Source organism: Achromobacter sp. 46006 (genome assembly GCF_059761975.1).
In genome coordinates, this window is sequence record NZ_JCBANN010000029.1 from 17,505 (window position 1) to 43,605 (window position 26,101).

The 26,101-nt window shown below is 68.2% G+C and carries 20 protein-coding genes; 16 read left to right on the forward strand and 4 right to left on the reverse strand.

Going from position 1 to position 26,101, the window contains the following annotated elements; translation table 11 throughout:
• The first annotated feature begins 81 nt into the window (after nucleotides 1-81).
• From AC6LKG_RS15260 to AC6LKG_RS15300, 9 genes are all read left to right on the forward strand, one after another.
• Nucleotides 82-2,613 carry an ABC transporter permease gene (locus AC6LKG_RS15260; protein WP_498165554.1) on the forward strand — a complete coding sequence of 844 codons (2,532 nt, stop codon included), beginning with the start codon at nucleotides 82-84 and terminating at the stop codon, nucleotides 2,611-2,613.
• Nucleotides 2,613-3,038 (forward strand): group II truncated hemoglobin, encoded by a 426-nt coding sequence (locus AC6LKG_RS15265; RefSeq protein WP_498165556.1) that lies wholly within the window; start codon nucleotides 2,613-2,615, stop codon nucleotides 3,036-3,038. The genes AC6LKG_RS15260 and AC6LKG_RS15265 overlap by 1 nt, the downstream gene beginning before the upstream one ends.
• Before the next feature lie 55 nt (nucleotides 3,039-3,093).
• Nucleotides 3,094-3,759: a 3-deoxy-D-manno-octulosonic acid kinase gene (locus AC6LKG_RS15270; RefSeq protein ID WP_498165606.1), complete on the forward strand. Its 666-nt coding sequence runs from the start codon at nucleotides 3,094-3,096 to the stop codon at nucleotides 3,757-3,759.
• Between the two features lie 150 nt (nucleotides 3,760-3,909).
• A complete protein-coding gene (locus AC6LKG_RS15275; RefSeq protein WP_498165558.1) occupies nucleotides 3,910-5,013 on the forward strand; it encodes a polyamine ABC transporter substrate-binding protein in 1,104 nt (367 codons plus the stop codon).
• A 5-nt stretch (nucleotides 5,014-5,018) separates the two neighbouring features.
• Nucleotides 5,019-6,146, forward strand: a complete 1,128-nt coding sequence (locus AC6LKG_RS15280) for an ABC transporter ATP-binding protein (protein WP_049072627.1) — start codon at nucleotides 5,019-5,021, stop codon at nucleotides 6,144-6,146.
• On the forward strand, nucleotides 6,143-7,063 hold the full coding sequence (locus tag AC6LKG_RS15285) for an ABC transporter permease subunit (protein WP_498165560.1): 921 nt from the start codon (nucleotides 6,143-6,145) through the stop codon (nucleotides 7,061-7,063). The genes AC6LKG_RS15280 and AC6LKG_RS15285 overlap by 4 nt, the downstream gene beginning before the upstream one ends.
• Nucleotides 7,060-7,869: an ABC transporter permease subunit gene (locus AC6LKG_RS15290; protein WP_498165562.1), complete on the forward strand. Its 810-nt coding sequence runs from the start codon at nucleotides 7,060-7,062 to the stop codon at nucleotides 7,867-7,869. Before AC6LKG_RS15285 ends, AC6LKG_RS15290 begins: the two co-directional genes overlap by 4 nt.
• A complete protein-coding gene (locus AC6LKG_RS15295) occupies nucleotides 7,866-8,222 on the forward strand; it encodes a Spx/MgsR family RNA polymerase-binding regulatory protein (RefSeq protein ID WP_498165564.1) in 357 nt (118 codons plus the stop codon). The genes AC6LKG_RS15290 and AC6LKG_RS15295 overlap by 4 nt, the downstream gene beginning before the upstream one ends.
• Nucleotides 8,223-8,226: 4 nt before the next feature.
• A complete protein-coding gene (locus AC6LKG_RS15300; RefSeq protein WP_498165566.1) occupies nucleotides 8,227-8,952 on the forward strand; it encodes a DNA-3-methyladenine glycosylase in 726 nt (241 codons plus the stop codon).
• A 4-nt stretch (nucleotides 8,953-8,956) separates the two neighbouring features.
• Here the strand turns inward: AC6LKG_RS15300 and AC6LKG_RS15305 are convergent, their stop codons facing one another.
• A complete protein-coding gene (locus AC6LKG_RS15305; RefSeq protein WP_498165568.1) occupies nucleotides 8,957-9,691 on the reverse strand; it encodes a PhoP regulatory network YrbL family protein in 735 nt (244 codons plus the stop codon).
• A 164-nt stretch (nucleotides 9,692-9,855) separates the two neighbouring features.
• On the opposite strand from AC6LKG_RS15305, the gene AC6LKG_RS15310 reads away from it, so the two are divergent.
• From AC6LKG_RS15310 to phoU, 5 genes are all read left to right on the forward strand, one after another.
• A complete protein-coding gene (locus AC6LKG_RS15310; RefSeq protein ID WP_498165570.1) occupies nucleotides 9,856-11,238 on the forward strand; it encodes a DNA recombination protein RmuC in 1,383 nt (460 codons plus the stop codon).
• A 109-nt stretch (nucleotides 11,239-11,347) separates the two neighbouring features.
• Nucleotides 11,348-12,877 (forward strand): amidase, encoded by a 1,530-nt coding sequence (locus AC6LKG_RS15315; RefSeq protein ID WP_498165571.1) that lies wholly within the window; start codon nucleotides 11,348-11,350, stop codon nucleotides 12,875-12,877.
• A 54-nt stretch (nucleotides 12,878-12,931) separates the two neighbouring features.
• Complete coding sequence (locus tag AC6LKG_RS15320) at nucleotides 12,932-14,596, forward strand: isovaleryl-CoA dehydrogenase (protein WP_498165572.1); 1,665 nt, start codon at nucleotides 12,932-12,934, stop codon at nucleotides 14,594-14,596.
• A gap of 39 nt (nucleotides 14,597-14,635) precedes the next feature.
• Nucleotides 14,636-15,316 carry a ribose-5-phosphate isomerase RpiA gene (rpiA, locus tag AC6LKG_RS15325; RefSeq protein ID WP_498165573.1) on the forward strand — a complete coding sequence of 227 codons (681 nt, stop codon included), beginning with the start codon at nucleotides 14,636-14,638 and terminating at the stop codon, nucleotides 15,314-15,316.
• A 163-nt stretch (nucleotides 15,317-15,479) separates the two neighbouring features.
• A complete protein-coding gene (phoU, locus tag AC6LKG_RS15330) occupies nucleotides 15,480-16,208 on the forward strand; it encodes a phosphate signaling complex protein PhoU (protein WP_498165575.1) in 729 nt (242 codons plus the stop codon).
• A gap of 98 nt (nucleotides 16,209-16,306) precedes the next feature.
• Here phoU and AC6LKG_RS15335 read toward each other — a convergent pair whose 3' ends face one another.
• The 3 genes from AC6LKG_RS15335 to argA all read right to left on the reverse strand — a co-directional run bounded on the left by AC6LKG_RS15335 (nucleotide 16,307) and on the right by argA (nucleotide 20,138).
• A complete protein-coding gene (locus tag AC6LKG_RS15335) occupies nucleotides 16,307-18,262 on the reverse strand; it encodes a phosphocholine-specific phospholipase C (RefSeq protein ID WP_498165576.1) in 1,956 nt (651 codons plus the stop codon).
• A 124-nt stretch (nucleotides 18,263-18,386) separates the two neighbouring features.
• Nucleotides 18,387-18,659: an oxidative damage protection protein gene (locus AC6LKG_RS15340; protein WP_006384045.1), complete on the reverse strand. Its 273-nt coding sequence runs from the start codon at nucleotides 18,657-18,659 to the stop codon at nucleotides 18,387-18,389.
• Between the two features lie 120 nt (nucleotides 18,660-18,779).
• Nucleotides 18,780-20,138, reverse strand: a complete 1,359-nt coding sequence (gene argA, locus AC6LKG_RS15345; protein ID WP_498165578.1) for an amino-acid N-acetyltransferase — start codon at nucleotides 20,136-20,138, stop codon at nucleotides 18,780-18,782.
• 135 nt (nucleotides 20,139-20,273) lie between these two features.
• Between argA and hrpA the strand changes: the two genes are divergently transcribed.
• Nucleotides 20,274-24,194, forward strand: coding sequence for an ATP-dependent RNA helicase HrpA (hrpA, locus tag AC6LKG_RS15350; protein ID WP_498165580.1), 3,921 nt, complete (start codon nucleotides 20,274-20,276; stop codon nucleotides 24,192-24,194).
• Nucleotides 24,195-24,363: 169 nt separating this feature from the next.
• Nucleotides 24,364-26,097 carry an ABC transporter permease gene (locus AC6LKG_RS15355; RefSeq protein ID WP_498165581.1) on the forward strand — a complete coding sequence of 578 codons (1,734 nt, stop codon included), beginning with the start codon at nucleotides 24,364-24,366 and terminating at the stop codon, nucleotides 26,095-26,097.
• The last annotated feature ends 4 nt before the right edge of the window (nucleotides 26,098-26,101 follow it).

Genomic DNA, 26,101 nt, shown 5'->3' on the forward strand with positions numbered 1-26,101 from the left:
GCAGGTGTGAGGCGCCACGGGGCGCTTCGCGCATGATAGCGGGATTCGGCCCCCATTCCGGCCGTTGGTTAACATTGGCAGATGATGGATTTCCCTGATGTCTCCCGGGCCAGGCGCCCCGGCTTCTGGAACACCCTGGCGTTGGGCGCCCGCATGATGATGCGCGATGCCCGCGCCGGCGAGCTGCGCTTGCTGGTGCTGGCCCTGGTGGTGGCGGTGGCCGCCGTCACCAGCGTCGGCTTCCTGGCCGATCGTGTCGGGCGGGCGCTGGAGCGCGACGCCGGGCAGATGCTGGGCGCCGATCTGGTGCTGGACGCCGACGAGCCGGTGCCGCCGGCCTTCCTGGACCAGGCGCGCGAGCGCGGCCTGGCGGTGTCCAGCACCTGGCAGTTCCCGTCAATGGTCAGCGCTGGCGAGGGCGCCCAACTGGCTGCCCTCAAGGCGGTCGAACCCGGCTATCCGCTGCGCGGCGCCCTGCGGGTGACCGACGCGCCATTCCAGCCCGATGCGCCCACCCGCGACATCCCGCCCGAGGGCGCGGTGTGGGTGGATGGCCAACTGCTGGCGCTGCTGGGCCTGAAGGTGGGCGACACCCTGAACGTGGGCGATGCCCACCTGCGCATCGACCGGGTCATCACCTACGAACCGGACCGCGGCATGCAATTCGTCAATGTGGCCCCGCGGGTGATGCTGCGCGCCAGCGACCTGCCGGCCACCGGGCTGATCGCGCCCGGCAGCCGCATTGGCTACGCCCTGCTGGTGGCCGGGCAGCCGGACGCCGTGGCCGGCTATTCGGCCTGGCTTGGCCAGAACCTCAAGCGCGGCCAGAAGGTCGCCACGCTGGAGTCCGGCCGCCCCGAAGTGCGCCGCACGCTCGACCGGGCCCAGCGCTTCCTGTCTCTGGTGGCGCTGCTGGCGGTACTGATCTCGGCGGTCGCGGTGGCGTTGGCGGCAGGCCGCTACATGACTCGGCACCGTGACGGCATCGCCGTGATGCGCTGCCTGGGGGCGGTGCAATCGCAGGTCTCGCGCATGCTGACCCTGGAATTCGCGCTGGTGGGCCTGTTCGCCTCTGCCGCCGGCTGCCTGCTGGGGTATGCCGTGCACCAGGTGCTGGTGATGGTGCTGGGCTCACTGATCGACACGGCCTTGCCCGCGCCCTCGGCCATTCCGGCCTTGCAGGGGCTGTTGACCGGCCTGCTGCTGTTGCTGGGCTTCGCCCTGCCGGCCCTGGCGCAGTTGCGCCATGTGCCGCCGGCGCGGGTGCTGCGGCGGGATGCCGATGTCATCAGCGCCCGCAGCGCGCTCGGCTACGGCGTCGGCGCGGTCGGCTTCGCCCTGCTGATCTGGTGGTTCGCCGGCGACGCGAAGCTGGGCGGGGTGGTGGCGGGCGGTTTCCTCGGGGCGTTCGCGCTGTTCGCGCTGGTGGCCTGGCTCTGCATCCTGGCCCTGGCGCGGCTGCGTGGCCTGGCCGCCGGCCTGCCGGCGCTGCGGTTCGCGCTGGCCGGAGTGGTGCGGCGGCGCGCCGCCACCATCACCCAGGTGTGCGCGCTGGCGGTGGGCCTGATGGCCCTGTTGTTGCTGGCCATGACCCGCACCGACCTGATCCAGGGCTGGCAGCGCACGCTGCCGCCGGACGCGCCCAACCGCTTCCTCATCAACGTACAGCCCGACCAGCGCCAGGCCGTGACCGACGCGCTGACGCGCGAGGGGCTGGGCCGGATCGTGCTGTCGCCGATGGTGCGCGGCCGCCTGATCGCCATCAACGGCAAGCCGGTGGGGCCGGACGACTACGAGGAGCCGCGCGCCAAGCGCCTGGTGGACCGCGAGTTCAACCTGTCCTATGGCGAGGAAATGCCGTCCTCCAATCGCATCGAGGAAGGCCGCTGGCTCAGGCCGGGGGCGGCCGAAGTGTCGCTGGAGTCGGGCCTGGCCAAGACGCTGGGCATCAAGCTGGGCGACAAGATGACTTTCGACGTGGCCGGCCAGCCGGTCGAGGTGGCCGTGACCAGCACGCGGCGGGTGGACTGGGATACGATGCGCGTCAACTTTTTCGCCATCCTGACGCCCTCCACCCTGGCCGACATGCCGCAAAGCTGGATCACGTCCTTCTACCTGCCGCCGGAAAAGGCCCAGGCGCTGCCCGCGCTGGTGCGGCAGTTTCCGAACCTGACGGTGTTCGACGTGGGCGCCATCCTGCAACAGTTGCAGTCGGTGCTCAATGAGGTCGGCCGCGCGGTGCAACTGCTGTTCCTGTTCACGCTGGCGGCCGGCGTGCTGGTGCTGTCGGCCGCGCTGACCGCGACCCGCGACGAACGCATGCGCGAGGCCGCGGTGCTGCGCGCGCTGGGCGCTACCCGTCGCCAGTTGGCGCGTTCGCAGCGCATCGAATTGTGGGCGGTGGGCGGCCTGGCCGGCCTGCTGGCGGCGGCCGGCGCCAGCGCGATCGCTTGGGTTTTATCAACCCAGGTGTTCGATTTCACGATTACCCTCAGTCTTTGGCCCTGGCTGGCGGGGATCGGCGCGGGTATGCTCGGCGCCTGGGCCGGCGGCGCGCTGGCGCTGCGCGGCGTGTTGCGCACCCCGCCGCTGGTCACCCTGAGAGAAACCTGATGACGACGTCCCCCGTCCAAACCCCTACCGAACCCGTGCAAGCCTCCCGCAGTATTTTCGATCTGCTGGGGGGCGAGCCTGGCGTGCGCGCCCTGGTCGACCGCTTCTACGATCTGATGGACATCGAGCCGGACCTGAAGGAACTGCGCGCCGCGCACGGCCCGAGCCTGGACCAGGCCCGCGACAAGCTGTTCTGGTTCCTGTGCGGCTATTTTGGCGGCCCCGACCACTACATAGAGCGCTTCGGACACCCGCGGCTGCGGGCGCGGCACCTGCCGTTCTCGATCGGCGAGATCGAGCGCGACCAGTGGGTCGCCTGCATGGGCCGCGCCATGGAAGACGAGGGTATCGACCCCGGCCTGGTCGAGCGCCTGCTGCAATCGTTCTTCGGCGTGGCCGACTGGATGCGCAACCGTGAAGGCTGAGCGGGACCCTTCCGGCGCCCGGCGCCATGGCTGGCCGGCGCCGCTGGCCGGCGCCATGCTGGCCGACCCGCGCCTGGGCGATGCCGGCCCCGAGCTGTTCAATCCGGCCCACTATGGCGACCGCGCCCGGCCGGTGGACGCCGGCGGCCGCCAGGCGGCCTGGTTCGTGCAGGGGCAGGGCTGGCAGGGGGTGCTGCGTCGTTACCGGCGTGGCGGCCTGATCGCCCGGGTCAGCCGCGATACCTACCTGTGGGCGGGCGCGGACCGCACGCGCAGCTTCCGTGAATTCCGCCTGCTGGCCGCCCTGCGCGCGCAAGGCTTGCCGGTGCCGGCGCCGCTGGCGGCGGCCTACTGGCGCCAGGGCCCGACCTATCGCGCCGCCATCGTGGTCGAGCGCATCCCCGGCGTGAAGCCGCTGGCGCAGTGCCTGGCCGAGCCGTTGTGGCAAGCGGTGGCCGAGGCCATCGTGCGCATGCACCGGGCCGGCGTCTGGCACGCCGACCTGAACGCCTTCAACATCCTGATCGGGTCCGATGGCCGGGTCTGGTTGATCGACTTCGACCGCGGCACCCAGGGCGGCCTGTCGGACCGCCAGCGCCAGGGCAACCTGGAACGGCTGCGCCGGTCCCTGGTGAAGGTGGCGGGGGCGGAAGGCGAGCGCTTCTGGCTCAAATTGCGCGACAGCTACTGGACCGCCTGGGGCATCGGCGTGCAGCCCTGAGCGTGGCCGTGGATACAGGCCGAACCGGGCCCGATAGCGGCAAATTACGTGAATTCGGCCGGCAAAGTTGGGCAAGCCGGCGCTAAAAGGCTTTATGATTCCGCCTTTTGGTACTCCTGTAACTTACGGCATATCGCTGGGGGGCTGGTAATGAAACTACGGGCGGGAATGCGCTGGGCGCTGGGGACGATGCTGGTCGCGGCAGCCACGTCGGCGGCGATGGCGCAGAACAAGGTCGTCAACGTCTACAACTGGGCTGAATACACGGCTCCGGACACGATCCCGGGTTTCGAGAAGGAAACCGGCATCAAGGTCCGTTACGACGTCTACGACAATAACGACACGTTGCAGGCCAAGCTGCTGGCCGGCAAGTCGGGTTACGACGTCGTTGTCCCGTCCACGCACTACGCCTCGCGCCAGATCGAGGCCGGGCTGTTCCAGAAGCTGGACAAGTCCAAGATCCCGAACTGGAAGTACCTGGACCCCGACGTCATGGCGCTGGTCGCCGCAGTCGATCCCGGCAACGAATACGCCATTCCCTGGGGCTATGGCACCAACGGCCTGGGCTACAACGTCACCAAGGTCAAGCAGATCATGGGCGATAACGTCGACCTGGCCAATTGGGACATGATCTTCAAGCCCGAGAACGCCGCCAAGCTCAAGGAATGCGGCATCTCGATGCTGGATGAGGCCGCGCAGGTGTTCCCGGCGGTGCTCAAGTACCTTGGTAAGGATCCCAACAGCGCCAACCCGGACGACTACAAGGCCGCCCTGGACGTGCTCAAGCAGATCCGTCCGTACATTCGCCAGTTCAGCTCCTCGGGCTACATCGACGAGCTGGCCGTGGGCGACCTGTGCATGGTCTATGGCTTCTCGGGCGACGTCATGATCGCCCGCAAGCGCGCCCAGGAGGCCAAGAAGCCGTATGAAGTGAATTACTTCATTCCCAAGGGCGGCGCCCCGGCCTGGTTCGACCTGATGGTCATTCCAAAGGATGCGCCGCATCCGGAAGAGGCGCTGGCGTTCATCAACTACATTGAGACGCCGCAGGTGCACGCCGCCATCACCAACACCATGTTCTACCCGAACGCCAACAAAGAGGCGCGCAAGTACGTGGTCAAGGACGTGGCCGACAATCCCATGATCTACCCGTCGCCCGAAGTCTCCAAGACTTTGTATGTCATCAAGGCGCAGCCCTTGAACATCCAGCGCCTGCAGACGCGCATGTGGGCCGAGCTGAAGTCGGGGCGCTAGTCATCATGAGCGATAGCCGTTACTCGGCGCAGCATGCGGCCGATCCGGACGAGTTCGTCCGGGTGGCCGATGTGGTCAAGATCTTCGGCGACGTGGTCGCCGTCCGTTCCGTCAATCTCTCGGTCAAGCGCAACGAGATCTTCGCGCTGCTGGGCAGTTCAGGCAGCGGCAAGTCGACGCTGCTGCGCATGCTGGCCGGTTTCGAGGAAGCCACGTCGGGCCAGATCCTGCTCGATGGCGAGGACATCACCAGCGTGCCGCCGTACCGGCGGCCGGTCAACATGATGTTCCAGTCGTACGCGCTGTTCCCGCACATGACGGTCGAGGCCAACGTGGCCTTCGGCCTGAAGCAGGAAGGCGTGGACCGCGCCGAGATCCACGACCGTGTGTTCGAAGCCCTGGACCTGGTGCAGATGGCGGGCTATTCGCGCCGCAAGCCCAATCAGCTCTCCGGCGGCCAGCAGCAGCGCGTGGCGCTGGCGCGCAGCCTGGTCAAGCGGCCCAAGCTGCTGCTGCTGGACGAGCCGATGTCGGCGCTGGACAAGCAGATCCGCCAGAAGACCCAGATCGAGCTGGTCAAGATCCTGGAGCAGGTCGGCGTGACCTGCATCATGGTCACCCACGACCAGGAAGAGGCCATGACCATGGCGCACCGCCTGGCGGTCATGACCGAGGGCCAGATCGTCCAGTGCGGCACGCCGCAGGATGTCTACGCCTTCCCGAACTCGCGCTTCGTCGCCAGCTTCATTGGCTCGACCAACATGTTCACCGGCACCATCGTGGTCGACGAGCCGGACCACGTCGCCATCGAAAGCCCCGAGCTGAGCCGTCCGCTGTACGTCAGCCACGGCGTCAGCGAGCCGCTGGGCATGGACGTGCACGTCTCCATCCGCCCCGAGCGCATGGTGGTGTCGCGCGAACAGCCGACGGGCGACTACAACTGGGCCCACGGCATGGTCAGCCACATGGCCTGGATGGGCAGCTACGCGCTGTACCAGATCCGCCTGGACTCCGGCGCCATGGTCGAGGCCAGCGTGCCCAGCCTGCAACTGGCCCAACTGGACGCCCCGGGCATCGACGAAGACATCTTCGTCAGCTGGGACGCCGACAGCGCGACGGTGCTGGCGTCATGAGCCGCTTCTCGCCCCGCGACTGGCTGCCCTCGGGCCGGGCGCTGGCGGTGGTGCCGCCGTTCGCCTGGCTGGTGCTGTTCCTGCTGGTGCCGTTCCTGCTGGTGTTCAAGATCAGCTTCGCCGAACTCAAGTTCGGCATTCCGCCATACACCTCGCTGGCCGAATTCAAGGACGAGGCGGTGCAGTTCAGCCTGCACCTGCGCGGCTACATCCTGCTGTTCACCGACAGCCTGTACGTCGCCACCTATCTCAGCTCGGTCAAGATCGCCGCCATCACCACGCTGGCCTGCGTGCTGATCGGCTATCCCATGGCGTACTACATCGCGCGGTCGTCGCCGCGCGTGCGCAACCTGCTGCTGCTGGGCGTGATCCTGCCGTTCTGGACCTCGCTGCTGCTGCGCGTGTACGCCTGGGTCGGCATCCTGCGCAACGATGGGCTCCTGAACAACTTCCTGCAATGGCTCGGCATCATCTCCAGCCCGCTGGAGATCTACCGCACCGACCTGGCCGTTTACATCGGCATGGTCTATGCCTACCTGCCGTTCTTCATTTTGCCGCTGTACGCCACGCTGGTGAAGATGGACCTGCGCCTGCTGGAGGCCGCCTACGACCTGGGCGCCAAGCCCTGGCAGGCGTTCTGGCAGATCACCGTGCCGCTGTCGCGCCAGGGCGTGATCGCCGGCGCCATGCTGGTGTTCATCCCGGCGGTCGGCGAATACGTCATTCCCGAAATGCTGGGCGGCGCCAACACGCTGATGATGGGCCGGGTCATGTGGAACGAGTTCTTCAACAATACCGATTGGCCGATGGCCTCGGCGGTGACCTGCGTGATGGTGCTGCTGTTGCTGGTGCCGCTGGCGCTGTTCCAGTACAACCAGGTCAAGCAGCAGGAACTGGCCAGCGGAGGGCGCAAATGAACGGTCCCAACAAGACCTTGCGCGCCGTGGTGCTGGGGCTGGGCTACTTCTTCCTGTACGTGCCCATCATCAGCCTGATGGTGTTCTCGTTCAATGAATCGCCCGCCGTCACTTCCTGGACCGGTTTCTCGCTGCGCTGGTACCACTCGCTGTTCAATGACGACGCGCTGTTGCGCGCGGCCTGGCTGTCGTTCCGCATCGCCGCCATGACCGCCACCGCGGCCGTCATCATCGGCACCTGGGCCGGTTACGTGCTGGCCCGCATGGGGCGCTTCCGCGGTTTCGCGCTGTACGTCGGCATGCTGAGCGCGCCGCTGGTGATCCCCGAAGTGGTGCTGGGCATTTCGCTCTTGCTGATGTTCGTGGAACTGCGCGGCCACCTCGGCTGGCCGGCCGAGAACGGCATTTTCACCATCTGGGTCGGCCACGTGACGCTGTGCATGGCCTTCGTGGCGGTGGTGATCCAGACCCGCATCCGCGACCTCGACCGCTCGCTCGAAGAGGCCGCGCTGGACCTGGGCGCCACGCCCATCACCGTGTTCTTCAGGATTACGCTGCCGCTGATCGCGCCGGCGCTGGCCTCGGCCTGGCTGCTATCCTTCACGCTGTCGCTGGACGACGTGGTGCTGGCGTCGTTCCTGTCCGGCCCCAGCTCCAGCACGCTGCCGATGGAAGTCTTCTCGCGCGTGCGGCTGGGCCTGAAACCCGAGATCAATGCGTTGGCGACGCTGTTCATCCTGGCGGTGGGCACCTGCGTCATCCTGGCCAACCGCATGCAACGGCGCAAGGAGTCCGAACCCAAATGAAGCAAACCACCCTGTATGGCCTGGCCAAGTGCAGCACTTGCGTCAAGGCGCGCGAGTGGCTGACCGCGCACGGCGTCGACCACCAGTTCATCGACTACCGCGACCACCCGGTGCCGGCCGCCACCCTGAAGGAATGGGCCGGCCAGCTCGGCGGCTGGGAAAAGCTGGTCAACCGCGCCTCGATGACCTGGCGCAATCTGCCGGACGAGCGCAAGACGGCCAGCACCGACGCCCAGTGGACCAAGCTGATCGCCGAGTTCCCGGCGCTGGTGCGCCGCCCGGTGGCGGTGACGCCGGACGGCGAGGTCGGCGTCGGTTTCAGCGAAAAGCGCTACGGCGAACGCTTCGCCTGATCCCGTGGCGGCCAGGGCCGACAAGGCATCGCGCGGCGCCGGCAAGGCGTTGCCCGATGCCTTTTTCAATCGCGATGCGCGCCAGCTGGCGCGCGAACTGCTGGGCAAGGTGGTGCGCCACCGGGTCGACGGCCTGTGGCTGTCGGCGCGCATCATCGAGACCGAGGCCTACTACCTGGAAGAGAAGGGCAGCCACGCCTCGCTCGGCTACACCCACAAGCGCCGCGCCCTGTTCATGGATGGCGGCGTGGTCTATATGTACTATGCCCGCGGCGGCGATTCGCTCAATTTCAGCGCGGGCGGCCCCGGCAACGCCGTGCTGATCAAATCAGGCTACCCCTGGATCGACGCGCTGTCCGGCCCCGAGGCGCTGGCCCGCATGCAGGCTCTGAATCCCGATACCCAGGGGCGGCCGCGGCCGCCGGCCCGGTTGTGCGCCGGCCAGACGCTGTTGTGCCGCGCGCTGGGGCTGAAGGTGCCGGACTGGGATGCGCGCCGCTTTGATCCACGGGCGCTTTTCGTGGAAGACGTGGGCGAGTCGCCGCAAGCCTTGATCAGCACCGCCCGCCTGGGCATTCCGCCCGGGCGCGACGAACACCTCGAGTACCGCTACGTCGACCCGGCGTATGCCGCGTGGTGCACGCGCAATCCCCTGCGCCGCGGCCAGCAGGCGGGGCGCGATTACCATTGGGTCGATCAGCAGGGGGCGCCGCTGCGGCGGGTGCCTTGAGGCGTCAGGCCGGCGGACCGCCGTCGGCACGGCCGGCCTTGAGTGCCGCCTCGCGGGTGCGCCGCGCCATGGCGGCGCGCATTTCGCTGTATTTGCGCTGGATGCGCCGGCGGTTCAGCCGCTTGCTCCAGGCGTATACCGGGACCAGCGGCAGCACGCCGAAACCGTCGATCAGGAACAGTCCCGACTTGCCATCGGCGTTCTGGCCACAGGCGATGTTGGCGGCCGACAGGTCGTGCAGCACCACGTGGGCGTCGGCCAGGTCTTCGATGAATTCGTCCAGTTGCGCCGACAGGGTGTCGTCCATCTTGCCCTGGCGCGCCAGATCGGCGACGGTGGGCGCGATGTTGCCGGCCTCGTCGGTGATCTTCTCGACCAGCAGGCCCAGGCCCAGCGTGGTCTGCGCCACGCCCAGGATGCGCGCCATCGGCACCTGCCAGACCCCGGAGGGGCGCGTGGTGGTGGTGACGTATTCGGTGATTTCGTTCAGGTAGACGCGGTAGGCGCTTTCGCGCTGGTATTGCTTGTACCAGCGCTTGAACGGGCGCGCTTCCAGGTAGACCGCGCGTGCCTGCATGTCCATGACCTTCACCAGCAGGGCTGGGGCATGGGGGTGCTGGAAGATATGGCGATCGCCGCCGATGGCGACCGGCGTCTCGTCATTCAGATTCAAGGGACCGAAGACGGTGCCGAAGGCGACGGGAGGTGGACAGAGCGAAGGAAAATCAGCCGTATTCAACTGTTTTTAAGGTTTTTATATAAGTCGTTAACAGTTTAATGCCGTTGCTTGCTTTTGTTTTTGGTTGGGGTCCGGGAAGTCGTTTCGGATCGATACAGGGGTCGGAACGCAGTCCTATAATTTCGCGTGCCCGGCGTGGGCGCGTTATTCGTCGAGGATCGGTTTTGTCGAACGAGGTTCTGCTGTGGATCGCCGCCGCTGGCGCGGTGCTGGCCTGCCTGGCGTGCCTGTTGGCGTGGTCGTCGCGGCCCGGCCGCGATGAACGCCTGGATGCCCTGCTCGATGGACTCGAGCGCACCGAGCGCGCCTTGCGCGCCGAGATGGCCGAGAGCCAGCGCGGCCTGCGCGCCGAAGTTGCCGAATCCACTCGCGGCCTGCGTCAGGAACTGGCCCAGTCGCAGGGCGAACTGCGCGCCGCCCTGACTCGCGACGCACAGGCGGCGCGGGCCGAATCGGCCGAGTCGCTGGCGCGCTTTGCGGCCGGCTTCGGCGACCAGTTGCAGGGCCTGATCCAGATCAGCGAGCGACGCCTGATGGAGGTGCGCGCGACGGTCGACCAGCGCCTGCAAGCGTTGCAGAATGACAACAGTGCCAAGCTCGACGACATGCGCCGCACGGTCGATGAGAAGCTGCACGCCACCCTCGAACAGCGCCTGGGCGAGTCGTTCAAGCAGGTGTCCGAGCGACTCGAGGCGGTGCACAAGGGGCTGGGCGAGATGCAGGTGTTGGCGGCCGGCGTGGGCGATCTCAAGCGCGTGCTGACCAACGTCAAGTCGCGCGGCACCTGGGGCGAGGTGCAACTGGCGCGGCTGATCGAAGACAACATGACGCCTGACCAATACGCCAGCAATATCAAGCCGGTTCCGGGCAGCGATGCGGTGGTCGAGTTCGCCATCCGCCTGCCCGGGCGGGGCGAGGGGGGCGCGCCGGTCTGGCTGCCGATCGACGCCAAGTTTCCCAAGGAAGAGTACGAGCGCCTGATGGATGCGCAGGACGCGGCCGATGCCGAAGGGGTGAAGGCGGCCGGTGCGGCGCTGGGCAAGGCGGTGGAATTGCAGGCCCGCTCGATCGCCGGCAAGTACGTCGCGCCGCCGCACACAACCGATTTCGCCATCATGTTCCTGCCTACCGAGAGTCTGTACGCGGAAGTGCTGCGGCGTCCCGGGCTGCTGGACCGCCTGCATGACCTGCGCATCAACGTGGCAGGCCCCAGCAACCTGGCGGCCTTGCTCAACAGCCTGCAGATGGGATTCCGCACGCTGGCCATCGAGCAGCGCTCGTCCGAGGTCTGGCAGGTGCTGCGCGCGGTCAAGACTGAGTTCGGCAAGTTCGGTGACGCGCTCGCCGGTGTCAAGAAGACGCTGGACACCGCCAGCAGCAAGATCGGCCAGACCGAGGTGCGCACGCGCGCCATGCTGCGCAACCTGAAAAGCGTGGAGGCGCTGCCCGAGGCCGAGGCGCGGCGGCTGCTGGGCGGCGAGGCCGAGGCGGGTGGCGACGATTCCGGCGGCGCGCAGACAGCCGCCGAGCCGGGTTCCGCTACCTGACCGGCACGGCCGCGGCTGGCGCCCGCCGCGGCCCGCTTGTGACCCGGCCGCTCTGCCGATATCCTCATACTTGCGGCATTCCGCCGTCGATACCAGGAGCATCGCAAGCATGGCCACGGCTGACCGAGTTGATTCCTCTTCCTTCGACGCGATGGCGCTGGGCGCCGACATCGCCCAGGGAGCCACGACGGCGCTGGCCGCCATGGAACAGGCACTGGAACGGGTGGCGGCGCGCAATCCGTCGATCAACGCGGCCTGTGGCGTGCGCGCCGAACTCGGCCTGGAGTTGGCGCGCGCGCAGGACGATGCGCTGGCGGCGTTGTCGACCGAACAGCGCCTGGCGCTGCTGCGCGAGCGGCCGTTCCTGGGCGTGCCGACGCTGCTAAAGGACCTTGGCACCGCCGCGCTTGGCTTGCCTAGTGCCATGGGCTCGGTGCTGTACGGCCAGGTCGACTGGAGCGTCGACGCCGAGATCGTCAAGCGCTACCGCCGCGCCGGCCTGATTCCGTTCGGCCGCAGCACCAGCGCCGAACTCGGCCTGAGCCCCACCAGCGAGTCGCCCGTCTACGGCGCGCCGACCCAGAACCCCTGGAAGGCTGGCTACAGCGCCGGCGGTTCCAGCGGCGGCGCCGGGGCGGCGCTGGCCAGCGGCATGGTGCGCATCGCCCACGGCAGCGACGGCGGCGGCTCGATCCGCATTCCGGCCTCGTGCTGCGGCGTGCTGGGCCTGAAGCCCTCGCGCGGCATGATGCCGCTGGGCCCGCTCAAGGGCGAAGGCTGGGGCGGCCTGGCCACCGAACACATGATGACGCTGTCGGTGCGCGATTGCGCCGCGGCGCTGGATATCAGCGCCGGCGCCGACGTTGGCGCGCCCTATGCGGCGCCGGCCAGGCCGGTCGAATCCTATCGCGACATCGTGGCGCGGGTGGCGGCCGATCCGCGCTCGTCGCCGCGCCGCCGCATTGCCTATATCAACACCACCTACGAAGGCGAAGCCATTCATCCCGAGGTCGCGGCGGCGGTCGACGAGGCCGCGCGCCTGTTCGCCGGCCTGGGCCACGAACTGGTGGTGGCCGCGCCGCCGGTGGGTTCCGAGGAAGTGCTGTCGCCGATGCTGCCGCTGATCGCCAGCGCCGCCGCCAATGCCATCGACAGCTTCGTCGGCGCGCGCAATCGTCGTCTTGCCGCGGACGAATTGCAGCCGACCACGCTGGGAGCGCGCGAGTACGCCCGCGCCATTTCCGGCGCGCAGTACGTGGCCTGCGTCGACACCTGCCACGAGATCACGCGCCGCATCGGCCGCTTCCTGCATCGCGAAGGCACGCAGGGCCACGACCTGTTCCTGTCGCCGGTGCTGGCGCAACCGCCTGCCCCCATCGGCCGCTATGCGATGGACAACGCCGACTACCTGGCCTATCGCCTGGGTAAGAAGGGCGTGATCGGCTATTCGCCGTTCGCGCCGCTGGCCAACCTGACGGGCATGCCGGCCATTTCCATTCCGTTTGGCCTGTCGGCCGACGGCTTGCCGATCGGCATCCAGGTCATGGGCCCGCTGGGCAGCGAAGCCTGGTTGCTGGAACTGGCCGCCCAGGTCGAGGCCCTGCGGCCCTGGCAGCGGGTGGCGCCCATCGCCAGATAGGCCCATGGGCGGGCGCGCCGATGCCAGCGGCGCATCAACGAGGAAGGAGCCAGCATGTCGTCGTTCGTGACTCACACCGTGCTCAACCAGGTCCCGCCCCTGGAGGATTATTCCCTCTACGATACCGATCCGGCGTTGCGCGAGGGCGTCGGGCGCGAGGGTGCCGGCGCCTGGACCGGCGATCTGGCCGCGCATGGCGCCTGGCTCGGCCGGGCCCAGACCTTGGCCGCCGGCGCCGATGCCAACCGCTACCCGCCACGGCTGCTTGCGTATGACCGTGGCGGCCATCGCATCGACCATGTGGAATTCCATCCCGCCTGGCAATTGCTGATGAGCGGCATTGTGGCGCGCGGGCTGCACAGCCGCGCCTGGGTCCAGCCGGTGCCGGGCGCGCAGGTGGCGCGCGCTGCGGCCTACCTGATGCAGGGCCAGGTCGAGGCGGGCACGCTGTGCCCGACCACCATGACCTTTGCGGCCGTGCCCTTGCTGCAACGCGAGCCGGCAGGCGTGATCGACTACACCGGCGACTGGTTGCCGGCCTTGTCTTCACGCGAGTTCGACGGGGCCGACGCGCCGCTGTCCGGCAAGCGCGGCGCGCTGATCGGCATGGGCCTGACCGAGAAGCAGGGCGGTTCCGACCTGCGCGCGGTCACCACCCGCGCCACGCCGCTGGGGGCGGCCGGCCGTGGCTGCGCTTATCAACTGGTGGGCCACAAATGGTTCTTCTCGGTGCCGCAGGCCGACGCCCACCTGGTGCTGGCGCAGACCGACGAGGGACTCAGTTGCTTCTTCGTGCCGCGCTGGATTCCCGGCGGGCCGCGCAATGCCGTGCGCATCCGCCGCTTGAAAGACAAGCTCGGCAATCACAGCAACGCCAGCGCGGAAGTCGAGTTCGAGGATGCCTGGGGCGTGATGGTGGGCGAACCCGGCCGCGGCCTGGCGGTACTCCTGGAAATGGCGGCCACCACCCGGCTCGATTGCGTGCTGGGCAGCGCCGCGCTGCTGCGCCAGGCGCTGGTGCAGTCGCTGCACCATGCCGGCCACCGCCACGCCTTCGGCAAGCCCCTGCTGGCTCAGCCGCTGATGCGCAATGTGCTGGCCGACCTGGCGCTGGAGGCCGAGAGCGCCCAGGCGCTGGCGCTGCGCCTGGCGCGGGCGGTGGATGAGCGCGCCGACCCCGCCGCGCGCGCGCTGGCACGGGTCGGCACGCCGGCGGCCAAGCTGTGGGTCTGCAAGCGCGCGATCGCGGCGGTGGCCGAATGCATGGAGGTCTGGGGAGGCAACGGCTATGTCGAAGAAGGGCCGATGCCGCGCCTGTATCGGGAAACGCCGGTCAATTCCATCTGGGAGGGGTCGGGCAACGTCATGGCGCTGGATGTGCTGCGGGCCCTGCAGCGCGAGCCCGAGGCGCTGCCGGCGTTGGAAAGCGAGTTCGCGCCCGCCTGCGGCCAGCATCGCGAGTTCGACGCGGCGCTGGCGCAGTGGCGCGCGTGGTTGGCCGAGCCGGCCCAGGCCGAGTTCCAGGCACGCCGCATCGCCTGCGGGCTGGCGCGGCTGTGGCAGGCGGCGTTGTTGATCCGGCATGCCCCCGAGCCCGTGGCGCGGGGCTTCGTCGGCAGCCGGTTGGACGGGGCGGGCGGGGTGTTCGGCGAGCTGGCGGCCGGCACCGATGTGGCGGCGCTGCTGGCGCGGGCCTGGCCCGCAGCGGCCGCGTGCTAAATTTCCTGGCTTCACTCACCTTTTTTGCGCATTTTCCCCATGCTCTCGCAACAAGAACTCAAGCAACAAGCCGCCGACGCGGCCCTGGAACTGGTTGAACAGGTTGCCGGACCCGATGTCATCATCGGCGTCGGCACCGGTTCCACGGCCGATCTCTTCATCGACGGCCTGGCGCGTTTCAAGGGGCGTCTAGGCGGCACCGTCGCCAGTTCCGAGCGCAGCGCGGCGCGCCTGGCCGGTCACGGCCTGAAGGTGCTGGATCTGAACGACGTGGCGTCGATGCCGATCTACGTCGACGGCGCCGACGAGATCGACGCCAACCTGCACATGATCAAGGGCGGCGGCGGCGCGCTCACGCGAGAGAAGATCGTGGCCTCTGTGGCCGACCGCTTCGTCTGCATCGCCGATGAGTCCAAGCTGGTCGAGGTCATGGGCAAGTTCCCGCTGCCGATCGAGGTCATCCCGATGGCGCGCGAGTCGGTAGCCCGCGCCATGGTGGCGCTGGGCGGCCAGCCGCGCCTGCGCGACGGTTTCGTGACGGACAACGGCAATATCATCCTGGACGTGTCGGGCCTGTCGATCACCGACGCGCCGGGTCTGGAAGCCCGCGTCAACAACCTGGCGGGCGTGGTCACTTGCGGCCTGTTCGCCATCGCCGGCGCCGACGTGGCGCTGCTGGCCACCCAGAACGGCATCCGCCGCCTGGATCGCCGCGCCTGAGTGCGGGCTGGCGCCGGGGCGCGCGCGCTTGCGGGCCCCCCGGCCGCGATTCATAATCCTGTCACACTTGGGTCATAACCTTGCGGGTTGTGCAGGCCCATTCTTGATTGAAACGCTTTCATATCGGGGCAATGCAATGAGACCAACCACGCAGGGAGCCCGGATGACGGAGCACACAAACAAGCAGTTCGACGCTGACCTGGAAAGCGTCCGTTCGCAGTTCTTGCAAATGGGCGGCGTGGTCGAGGCCATGATCCAGGAGGCCATTGACGCCCTGGCCAGCGGCGACCTGACGCTGGTTGAAAAGGTGCGCGAGCGCGAAAAGGAAGTCAATCGCCACGAAGTGGAGATCGACGAGAGCATCAGCCGCATCCTGGCGCGCCACCAGCCCACTGCCATCGACCTGCGCATGCTGATGGCGGTGTCGAAGATGCTGACCGACATGGAGCGCTCGGGCGACGAGGCCGAGAAAGTGGCCACCGTGGCGCGCCGCATCCATGAATCGGAACTGCGCCACATTCCGGTGATCGAGCTGCGTCACATGGCCGCGAACGTGCGCACCATGCTGCATCAGGCCCTGGATGCCTTCGCCCGTCTCGACCCGATCCTGGCCGCCGCCGTGGTGCGCAGCGACAAGGAAGTGGACAAGGAATGGAAGGGGGCGCTGCGCCACCTGATCACCTACATGATCGAAGACCCGCGCACCATTTCGCGTGCCATCGACATGATCTTCATCGCCCGCGCGCTCGAGCGCATCGGCGATCACGCCAAGAACATGTCCGAGCGCGTGATCTACATGGTCAAGGGTGCCGATGTGCGCCACACTGGCGTCAAGAACACCGAGCGCCTGGCGCGCGGTGAAGAAGACACGCCTGACTCGCAGGACGAGTGAGCCTCGCGGCGGCCTGACCGCCGGCGTTTGCGCCTGGCCTGGCGCAGCAGGACATCCCGGGACGCCGCAGCGCCCGGGGTTTTCGGAGCCGGGCGGCGTCAGCGCGGCGGCAGGCCGGCGCCCTGGCACAGCCGGGGGTCCGGCACGCCCGCCTTGCCGGCGCCGATGCGGCCCGCCAGGCGCCGGCCGAAAGCGGGCAGGTCCTGCGCGCTGATATCCAGGTCGTACCAGTCCTCGCAGCCAGCGTATTTCAATTCCAGCGCGCCGCCGGCCTGCACGTGCACCATGGCGCGCCAGCCATCGCCCATGCGCGATTCGATCTGCACTGACAGGTGCGCATCGCCGTGGTTGATGAGGCGCAGGCGCAGGCCCGAGCTGACCGGCACCAACTGCGTTTCGAGCAGGCCGGCGTCGCGCCTGTCGCCACGGAACTGGCGGTGAAAGCCATCCGGACCCAGCAACCACAGGTCATAGGCGCCTTCGCCATCCAGTCGCCAGCCGTCGTCCAGCCGCGCGCCCGCGCCGATGGTGTAGCGGCGCGGCGCGCGGTCCAGCGCCAAGCGGTCGTACACATGCAGCACCGCGCCTACCGAACCGGGGTTGCGGAAGGTGAGGCGGTAGTGTTCGCCGTCGGCGCTCATGCGGCCCACCGCTTCCAGGGCATAGGGCAGGGCGCAGGCGTGGCGCACGCTGTCGGCGTGCCGCACGGTGCGATCGCCGGCGAAGTCGAAGGCGGAAGTCAGGTCGCCGGCCACGGCGCGGCGCCAGGCGCTGATGTTGGGCTCGACGACGCCGAAGCGGGCTTCGAGGAAACGGATCACCGAGGTGTGGTCGAACACCTGCGAATTGACCCAGCCGCCGCGGCTCCAGGGCGAGACCACCAGCATCGGCACGCGCGGGCCCAGGCCGAAGCCGCGTCCATGCAGGGCGGGCGGATCATCCGGGGTGGCGGCGCTGGGGCCGTGGCGGGTGTCGTGGTACTCACCGTCCAGCTCCACGGTCGACAGGCCGCCCGGCCGACCGGCAGCATCGCGGGCAGGCGGCGCCGGTGGGGGCATGTGGTCGAAGAAGCAGTCGTTCTCGTCATAGGTGACCAGGAACACGCAGCCGCTCCAGACGGAGGGATTGCGGGTCAGGATTTCCAGCACGCGCTCGGTATAGGCGCCGCCCTGTCTTGGCGACGAGACCTCCGGGTGTTCGGAATCGGCGGCGGGGGCGATGATCCATGACACTTGCGGCAGCGTGCCCTGGTCGACGTCGCGGGCCAGGTCGTCCAGGGTGTGGGTCGACAGGGCGCGGTCGCGCAGCGGCGCGTCGGCGTGGCCGGCGCCATGCTGGCGGCGGTACTGGCGAAAGCCGGCGAGCGGATTGTCATGGAAGTTGTCCGCCATGTCCTGGTAGATGCGCCAGTCGATGCCAGCGGCCTGCAGGCGCTCGGGGTAGGTGGTCCAGCCATAACCCTGGTCGGCCGGGCCGAGGCGGTCATGGGTGTTGACCAGGGCCGGGCCGCCGGCGCGTCCGAGCGGGTCGTTGGTGCCGGTCCACAGGAACAGCCGGTTCGGATTGGTGCCCGCCTGGATCGAGCAGTGATAGGCCTCGCACAGCGTGAAGGCATTGGCCAGCGCCGTCTGGAAGGGCAGCTCGGCGGGGCGGTAGGCGCCCATGCCCAGGCGGCGCTTGGCCACCAGCCACTGGTCCATGCGGCCATCGTTCCAGGCGCGCTGGGCATCGTCCCAGGTGTGTGGCGTGATGTAGCCCACCGGGACATGGCTGGCGTACTCGTCTTGCAGCGCATAGGGACGGACCCGCGTTTTGCCATCGCGCTGGGTCAGCACATCGCCGTCCGAGGTGGGCACGCAGTGTGGATCGGCGAAGCCGCGCACCCCTGGCAGGGCGCCGAAATAATGGTCGAAGGACCGATTTTCCTGCATCAGGATGACGACATGCCGCACATCGTCCAGCGTGCCCTGCTTGCGGTCGGGGGCGATCGCGAGCGCGCGCCGGATGGTTCCGGGAAAGTCGGTGGACGAGACGGAACTCGGTTCTTCTGTCATGACAGCGTCAATACGGCCAGCAATAGCGGAATCTTAAGTCGGGCGCGGCGCACGGGCCCCGCCGGAAAGCGCGAAGCCCCTCGCGGGCGAGGGGCTTCACAGGCGTGCCGCGCGCCGCGGCGGATCAGGCCGAGGGCGGAACGTAGCCCTGGGCTTCGACGCTGCCGTCCTCGAACAGGAAGCGTTCCATTTGCTGCTGCAGGTACTTGCGGGCGCGGGCGTCGGCCAGGTTCAGGCGGTTTTCGTTGACCAGGCGGGTCTGCACCTGCTTCCACTCTTCCCAAGCTTCCTTGGAAATGCTTTGCCAGATGCGGGTGCCGAGTTCGCCGGGGTAGGGCGGAAAATCCAGCCCTTCGGCTTCACGCTTCAATTTCACACAGTTGACGGTACGGGCCATGGTTCGCTGCCGGAAAGAATGGGTAATGCGTCATTTTAGCGGGCTTGGCGCCGGAAGGCCGCCAAGCCCCTGCGGGCACTGCGGGTAGGGGGCGGTGGCGCGGCAGGGCCGGCCGCCGGCCTATAGCTTCTTGATGAATACCAGGCTGTTGCGCGAGCGGTTGTAGTTGTTCTGCTTTTCGCGCGGCAGGTCGGTGATGCCGCCCGGCACGAAGCCGCGCTTCATGAACCAGTGCGAAGTGCGCGTGGTCAGGACGAACAGGCGTTTGGCGCCAGAGGCACGGGCACGCGATTCCATATGGCGCAGCAGAATCTCGCCTTCGCCCGAACCCTGCCATTCGGGGTGCACGATCAGGCAGGCCATCTCGGCCATGTTTTCGCCGGGGAAGTTGTGCAGCGTGGCGCAGCCGTAGATCACGCCATCGTGTTCCAGCACGGTGAAATTCTCGACATCACGCTCGATCACGCTGCGCGGGCGCGGCACCAGCGTGCCGTCGGCTTCCAGCGGTTCGATCAGGCTGAGGATGGCGCCGACGTCGTCCAGGGTGGCGGGGCGCAGATCGTCCAGCGTGTCTTCCACCACCATGGTGCCGACGCCATCGTGGGTGAAGATCTCCAGCAGCACGCTGCCATCCAGCGCGAACGGCACCAGGTGGGCGCGGGCCACGCCGCGCTTGACCGCCAGCGAGGCATATTGCAGGTAGGCGCCGGTCTCCTCGTCGAGCGACCCGGCGGCCAGCAGCGCGTCGGCATCCACCCGCGCCAGTTCGGTATCGACCGAGCCGTCGTCGTTCAGCACGCCCTGGCCGCTGGACAGGAAGATCAGCTTTTCGGCGCGCAGCGCCACGGCCACGCTGGTGGCCAGGTCTTCCATGGCCAGGTTGAAGGCATCGCCCGTGGGCGAGAAGCCCAGCGGGGACAGCAGCACCACCGACGAGCCTTTTTCGATCGCGAATTTGAGCGCGTCGACGTCAATCTTGCGCACCTGGCCGGTGTGCTTGTAGTCCACTCCGTCCAGCACGCCGGTGGGGCGCGCGGTGACGAAGTTGCCCGAAATGACGCGGATGTGCGCGTGCGACATCGGCGTGTTCGGCAGGCCCTGGCTGAACGCGGCCTCGATGTCCAGGCGGATCTCGCCGGCGGCCTCCTTGGCGCATTCGAGCGCGGCGGCGTCTGTCGGGGCCAGGCCGCGGTCGAACTGCTGGGTGAAACCCTTCAGGCGCAGTTGTTCGTTTACCTGGGGGCGCGAGCCATGCACCAGCACCAGCCGCACGCCCAGCGAGGACAGCAGCGACAGATCCTGCACCAGCGCGTTCAGCGCCCCGGCCTGTACCAATTCACCGCCGAACGCCACCACGAAGGTCTTGCCGCGGAACGCGTGCACATAGGGGGCGACATCTCGGAACCATCGGACGAACTGGGCTGGGGCGAATTCGGGGGCTTCAAGGGCGGAGACAGTGTCTGGTTCCAGGTCGGGCATGATGGGCGGGGCAATTCCTGAGAGTGGCAACAACGCGGCGCCGGGCCGCGTCAACGCGCCGTCGCGCGACGGCGTGGCGAAATTATATGGCCGCGGGGCGTTTATATAATAGGCGGCTAACCGGACAAATCGTACATGCCAGAATCCTCCCGCCCGCGGCCGCCCCTGCCGGCCGACGGGCCGACCCGGGCCCCCGGCAAACCGCGCGCCGGCGCCCCGGCGCCCCGCCCCGAACGGCCCATCCCCGTCGTGACCTACCCCGAAGACCTGCCCGTCAGTGCGCGGCGCCAGGAGATCGCGCGCGCCATTGCCGGTCATCAGGTGGTCATCGTCAGCGGCGAGACCGGCTCGGGCAAGACCACCCAGTTGCCCAAGATCTGCCTGGAACTGGGCCGCGGCCGCCAGAAGATGATCGGCCACACGCAGCCGCGGCGGCTGGCCGCCACCTCGGTGGCCAAGCGCATCGCCGAGGAACTGAATACGCCGATGGGCGAGGTGGTGGGTTACCAGGTGCGATTCAACGACCGCACCGGCCCGAACGCGTCGATCAAGCTGATGACCGACGGCATCCTGCTGGCCGAGTCGCAGCGCGACCCGCTGCTGCGCCGCTACGACACCATCATCATCGACGAGGCGCACGAACGCAGCCTGAACATCGACTTCCTGCTTGGTTATCTCAAGCAGTTGCTGCCGCGCCGCCCCGATCTGAAGGTCATCATCACCTCGGCCACCATCGACGCCGAGCGCTTCGCCCGCCATTTCGCCGCGTCCGAGGACAAGCCGGCGCCGGTGATCGAGGTCTCGGGCCGGCTGTACCCGGTCGAGGTGCGTTACCGCCCGGTGCGCGAGGAGGCCGAGGAAGAGGCCGCGCCCGTCAAGCCGGGCCGCGAGCGCGAACGCATGTCGGGCGACGAGGAGCGCGACCTGATCGACGCCATCGTCGACGCGGTCGACGAGTGCGCCCGCCACGGCCCCGGCGACGTGCTGGTGTTCCTGCCCGGCGAGCGCGAGATCCGCGAATCGGCCGAGGCGCTGCGCAAGCGCCACCCGGCCGGCACCGAGGTGCTGCCGCTGTACGCGCGCCTGTCGCAGGCCGAGCAGGAACAGATCTTCCATCCGCGCGGCAACGCGCGCCGCATCGTGCTGGCCACCAACGTGGCGGAAACCTCGCTGACGGTGCCCGGCATCCGCTTCGTGGTCGACAGCGGCCTGGCGCGCGTCAAGCGCTATTCCTGGCGCAACAAGGTCGAGCAACTGCGCATCGAGCCGGTCAGCCGCGCCTCGGCCAACCAGCGCGCCGGCCGTTGCGGCCGCGTCGGCCCGGGCCTTTGCATCCGCCTCTACGACGAGGCCGACTTCAACGCCCGCGCCGCCTTCACCGACCCCGAAGTGCTGCGTTCCTCGCTGGCGTCCGTGATCCTGCGGATGAAGTCGCTCAAGCTGGACGACATCGAGCAGTTCCCGTTCGTCGAGGCCCCGCCCGGGCGCGCGGTGGCCGACGGCTACCACCTGCTGCAGGAGCTGGGCGCGATCGAGCTGGCCGCGGCCGACGACGGCGACGACGCCAGCCGCACCGGCGCCTCGTTCGTCCTGACCCGCACCGGCCACGAACTGGCCAAGCTGCCGGTGGACCCGCGCATCGGCCGCATGATCCTGGCCGCGCGCGAGCACCAGTGCCTGGCGGAAATGCTGATCATCGCCTCGGCGCTGTCGGTGCAGGACGCGCGCGACCGCCCCATGCAGGAGCGCGAGGCGGCCGAGGCCGCGCACGCCAAGTTCGCCGACGACAAGTCCGAATTCATTTCCTTCCTCAAGCTGTGGCGCTGGTACGGCGAGCAGGTGCAGCACAAGGCCTCGCAGCGCAAGCTGGTGGGCCTGCTGCGGCAGAACTTCCTGTCGCCCATCCGACTGCGCGAATGGCACGACGTCCACACCCAGTTGGCCGCCCTGGTCGGCGAGCAGGGCTGGCGCGTCAACCAGGTCGAGGCCACCTACGAGCAGTTGCACATGGCGCTGCTGTCGGGCCTGTTGGGCAACATCGGCTTCAAGAGCGACGAGGGCGGCCATTACCAGGGCGCCCGCGAGATCCGCTTCCACATCCATCCGGGCTCGCGCCTGGTGAAGAAGGCCGGCCGCTGGATCGTCGCCGCCGAGCTGGTCGAGACCACCCGGCTGTACGCGCGCTGCGTCGCGCGCATCGACCCGGTCTGGCTGGAAAAGGTCGGCGCCCACCTGATCCGCAAGAACTGGTCCGACCCGCGCTGGGAGAAGAAGGCCGGCCAGGTGGTGGCCAACGAACGCGCTACGCTATACGGCCTGACCATCTACAGCGGCCGCCGCATCCAGTACGGCCGGGTGCATCCGCGCGAGGCGCGCGAACTGTTCATTCGCCAGGCACTGGTGCCGGGCGAGATCGACACGCGGCTGGCCTTCGTGGCCCACAACCGCAAGCTGATCGCCGGCATCGAAAAGCTGGAACACCAGACCCGCCGCCCCGACATTCTGGTCGACGACGAGCTGATCTACGCCTTCTACGACCGCCAGCTGCCGGCCGACATCTCGCAGACCGCGACGCTTGAAAAATGGGTCAACGGCCTCGACAAGGCCGAAGCCGCCAGGCTGCTGCTGACGCGCGACGAACTGATGCGGCACGAGGCTGCCGGCGTCACCACCGACGTCTTCCCCAAGAAGGTGGAGTGGCAGGGCGTGTCGATGGCGCTCGATTACCACTTCGAGCCCGGCTCGCCGCGCGACGGCGTGACGCTGGCGGTGCCGCTGTTCGCCCTGAACCAGATCGATCCGGCGCGCTGCGAATGGCTGGTGCCCGGCATGCTCAAGGAAAAGGTGCACCTGCTGCTCAAGTCGCTGCCGCAGAAGCTGCGCCGCCACTGCGTGCCGCTGCCCGACTATGCCGCCGGCTTCTACGACCGCTGGTTCGAGCGCCTGGGCGACCCGCAGACCGGCCTGGTGGACGCCCTGATCGCCGACATGTGGGACCAGGTGCAGGTGCGTCCGGCCGCCGCCGACTTCAAGCTGGAGACGTTGCCGGCGCACCTGTTCATGAATTTCCGCGTGGTCGACGAGCACGGCCGCATGCTGGCCGCCGGCCGCAACCTGGCGCAGTTGCGGGCCGAGTTCGGCAAGCAGGCCCAGGCCACCTTCCAGCAACTGGCCGCCAGCGACACCCAGGTGGCGCAGGCACTGGCGCACGAGAACCTGACGTCCTGGACCTTCGGCCCGCTGCCGGAAATCATGGAGATCAAGCGCCGCGGCCAATCGGTCATCGGTTACCCGGCGCTGGTCGATCGCGGCGCGCATTGCGACCTGGACGTGTTCGACGACCCGGACGAGGCGCGCAAGGCCCATCGCGCCGGCCTGCTCAAGCTGTTCCGGCTGGGCCTGCGCGAGCAGGTCAAGTTCCTGGAAAAGAACCTGGCCGACCTGACCAGGATCAGCATGCTCTACATGACACTGGGCACGCAGGAGGAACTGCGCGACCAGATCATCGACTGCGCGCTGGGCCAGGCCTGCCTGGCCGAGCCCTGGCCTGTCAATGAACAGCAGTTCGAGGCGCGCCGGGCCGAGGGCAAGGGCCGGCTGGGTCTGCTGGCCCAGGAAGTGGCGCGCCTGGCGGGCACGATCCTGACGGAATACGCGGCCCTGCAGCGCAAGCTGCCGCAGGCCAAGCCGCACGCCGCGGCCTACGCCGACCTGCAGCAGCAATTGGGGGCGCTGGTGCCGAAGTGGTTCATCCGCGACACCCCGTACGCCCAGTTATCGCACTTTCCACGCTACCTCAAGGCGGCGGTGGCGCGTATCGACAAACTGCGCGCCGATCCGGCCCGCGACGCCAAGCTGGTGGCCGAGATGGCGCCGCTGCTGACCCAGTACCAGCGGGCCCGCTCGGCCCTGAAAGGGGCGCCCGACCCCCGCCTGGACGAGTTCCGCTGGCTGCTGGAGGAACTGCGGGTGGCCTTGTTCGCGCAGGAATTGCGCACACCGATGCCGGTGTCGGTCAAACGCCTGATGAAAAGCTGGGAGTCCCTGCAACGCTGATTCGCGGGACTGGACGCGGCCGGCCACGGCCGATTCGCCCGGGTAATACGGGACGGCTCGTGCCGTCCCGTATTACCGCCAGATTTCAGTCGTTTTCTGTTCAGTGATGCGTCATCTGGTTATGCTCCAATGCGCGGGCCTTCACCCCGCTCCCTGGAGCATTGCCGACATGTTCGAGCTCTTCAGCACCCGGACGCGCCCATCCTCGTCGTCCCGCTCCGCGCCCAACCGCTGGGATTGGGCGCTGCTGCCCCTGGTGCTGGGGGTGCTGGCGGCCATGGCCTATGGCGCATCGCAAATGAGCCGGCCGTTCGCCGTCGGCGAATCGCTGCCGATCTCGCTGGATCCGATCTACCTGCCGTACTACCTGCTGCGCACCATCCTGCGCATGTTCACGGCGCTGGCCTTTTCGCTGCTGTTCAGCTTCGTGTTCGCGGCCATCGCGGCCAAGTTCCGCACCGCCGAAAAAGCCATGATCCCGATGCTGGACATCCTGCAATCGGTGCCCATCCTGGGTTTCCAGGCCATCGCCATCGCGCCCTTCATTGCGTTGTTTCCCGGTAACCTGCTGGGGGTCGAGTGCGCGGCGATCTTCGCCATCTTCACTTCCCAGGCCTGGAACATGGCGTTCAGCCTGTACCAGTCGATGCGCACCGTGCCGGCCGAACTGCACGAGGCCGCGCGGGTGTTCCGGCTCTCCGGCTGGCAGCGCTTCTGGCGGCTGGAACTGCCGTACGCCACCCCGGGGCTGCTGTGGAACATGATGATGTCCATGTCCGGCGGCTGGTTCTTCCTGGTGGCGGCCGAGGCCATCTCGGTGGCCGGCCAGGATATCAAGCTGCCCGGCATCGGCTCCTACATCGCGGTGGCCATCGACGCCGAGAACGGCCGCGCCATCGCCTGGGCCATCGGCGCCATGATGGCCGGCATCCTGCTCTATGACCAGTTGTTCTTCCGGCCGCTGCTGGCCTGGGCCGACAAGTTCCGCTTCGAGGAATCGCAGGCGGACGTGGCGCAGCAGTCCTGGCTGCTGGACTGGACCCGTCGCAGCCGCTGGATGCAGGCTCTGTCGAACCTGTTCTGGGCGCGCATGCGGCGCGCGCTGGGCTGGTTCAGCGTGCCCTATGACGGCACCTCGATCCGAGCCCGCGCCAAACCGCCGGACCCGCGCTGGACGCGCGTCTGGGATGCGCTGCTGGCCGCCGGCGCTTTGCTGGCCACCTACAAGCTGGTGGTGTTCGTGCACGCGGAAGTGGGCTGGAGCGAGGTGCTGCATGTGGTCGGCCTGGGCGGCATCACCCTGGTCCGGGTGATGGTGCTGATCGGGCTGGCCTCGCTGATCTGGGTGCCGATCGCGGTCTGGATCGGTCTGCGACCCAGGTATTCGCAGCGGGTGCAGGCGGTGGCGCAGTTCCTGGCGGCGTTTCCGGTCAACCTGCTGTTTCCGGCCGTGGTGTTCGTGATGGTGGCGTTGAAACTCAACCCCAATATCTGGCTCAGCCCGCTGATCATCTTCGGCACCCAGTGGTACATCCTGTTCAATGTGGTGGCGGGGGCCTCGACCATCCCCAACGAATTGCGCCTGGCCGCCGGCAACCTGGGCCTGAAGGGCTGGCTGCTGTGGCGCCGCGTTTACCTGCCGGCGGTATTCCCCAGCTTCATCACAGGCGCCATCACCGCCAGCGGCGGGTCCTGGAACGCCAGCATCGTGGCCGAGTACGTATCCTGGGGCAATACCTCGCTGGTGGCCGACGGCCTGGGCAGCTACATCAAGCAGATGACAGAGCAGGGCGATTTCCACCGCATCGCGCTCGGCATCGGCGTCATGTGCATCTTTGTCATGCTGCTGAACCGGTTTTTCTGGCGCAAACTGTATGTGCTGGCCGAAGACCGCGGCCGGTAGGAGT

Coding starts and splice junctions, on each gene's coding strand:
- AC6LKG_RS15260 (WP_498165554.1), top strand. CDS start 82: ATGATGGATTTCCCTGATGTCTCCCGGGCCAGGCGCCCCGGCTTCTGG.
- AC6LKG_RS15265 (WP_498165556.1), top strand. CDS start 2,613: ATGACGACGTCCCCCGTCCAAACCCCTACCGAACCCGTGCAAGCCTCC.
- AC6LKG_RS15270 (WP_498165606.1), top strand. CDS start 3,094: ATGCTGGCCGACCCGCGCCTGGGCGATGCCGGCCCCGAGCTGTTCAAT.
- AC6LKG_RS15275 (WP_498165558.1), top strand. CDS start 3,910: ATGAAACTACGGGCGGGAATGCGCTGGGCGCTGGGGACGATGCTGGTC.
- AC6LKG_RS15280 (WP_049072627.1), top strand. CDS start 5,019: ATGAGCGATAGCCGTTACTCGGCGCAGCATGCGGCCGATCCGGACGAG.
- AC6LKG_RS15285 (WP_498165560.1), top strand. CDS start 6,143: ATGAGCCGCTTCTCGCCCCGCGACTGGCTGCCCTCGGGCCGGGCGCTG.
- AC6LKG_RS15290 (WP_498165562.1), top strand. CDS start 7,060: ATGAACGGTCCCAACAAGACCTTGCGCGCCGTGGTGCTGGGGCTGGGC.
- AC6LKG_RS15295 (WP_498165564.1), top strand. CDS start 7,866: ATGAAGCAAACCACCCTGTATGGCCTGGCCAAGTGCAGCACTTGCGTC.
- AC6LKG_RS15315 (WP_498165571.1), top strand. CDS start 11,348: ATGGCCACGGCTGACCGAGTTGATTCCTCTTCCTTCGACGCGATGGCG.
- AC6LKG_RS15320 (WP_498165572.1), top strand. CDS start 12,932: ATGTCGTCGTTCGTGACTCACACCGTGCTCAACCAGGTCCCGCCCCTG.
- rpiA (WP_498165573.1), top strand. CDS start 14,636: ATGCTCTCGCAACAAGAACTCAAGCAACAAGCCGCCGACGCGGCCCTG.
- phoU (WP_498165575.1), top strand. CDS start 15,480: ATGACGGAGCACACAAACAAGCAGTTCGACGCTGACCTGGAAAGCGTC.
- AC6LKG_RS15335 (WP_498165576.1), bottom strand. CDS start 18,262: ATGACAGAAGAACCGAGTTCCGTCTCGTCCACCGACTTTCCCGGAACC.
- AC6LKG_RS15340 (WP_006384045.1), bottom strand. CDS start 18,659: ATGGCCCGTACCGTCAACTGTGTGAAATTGAAGCGTGAAGCCGAAGGG.
- argA (WP_498165578.1), bottom strand. CDS start 20,138: ATGCCCGACCTGGAACCAGACACTGTCTCCGCCCTTGAAGCCCCCGAA.
- hrpA (WP_498165580.1), top strand. CDS start 20,274: ATGCCAGAATCCTCCCGCCCGCGGCCGCCCCTGCCGGCCGACGGGCCG.
- AC6LKG_RS15355 (WP_498165581.1), top strand. CDS start 24,364: ATGTTCGAGCTCTTCAGCACCCGGACGCGCCCATCCTCGTCGTCCCGC.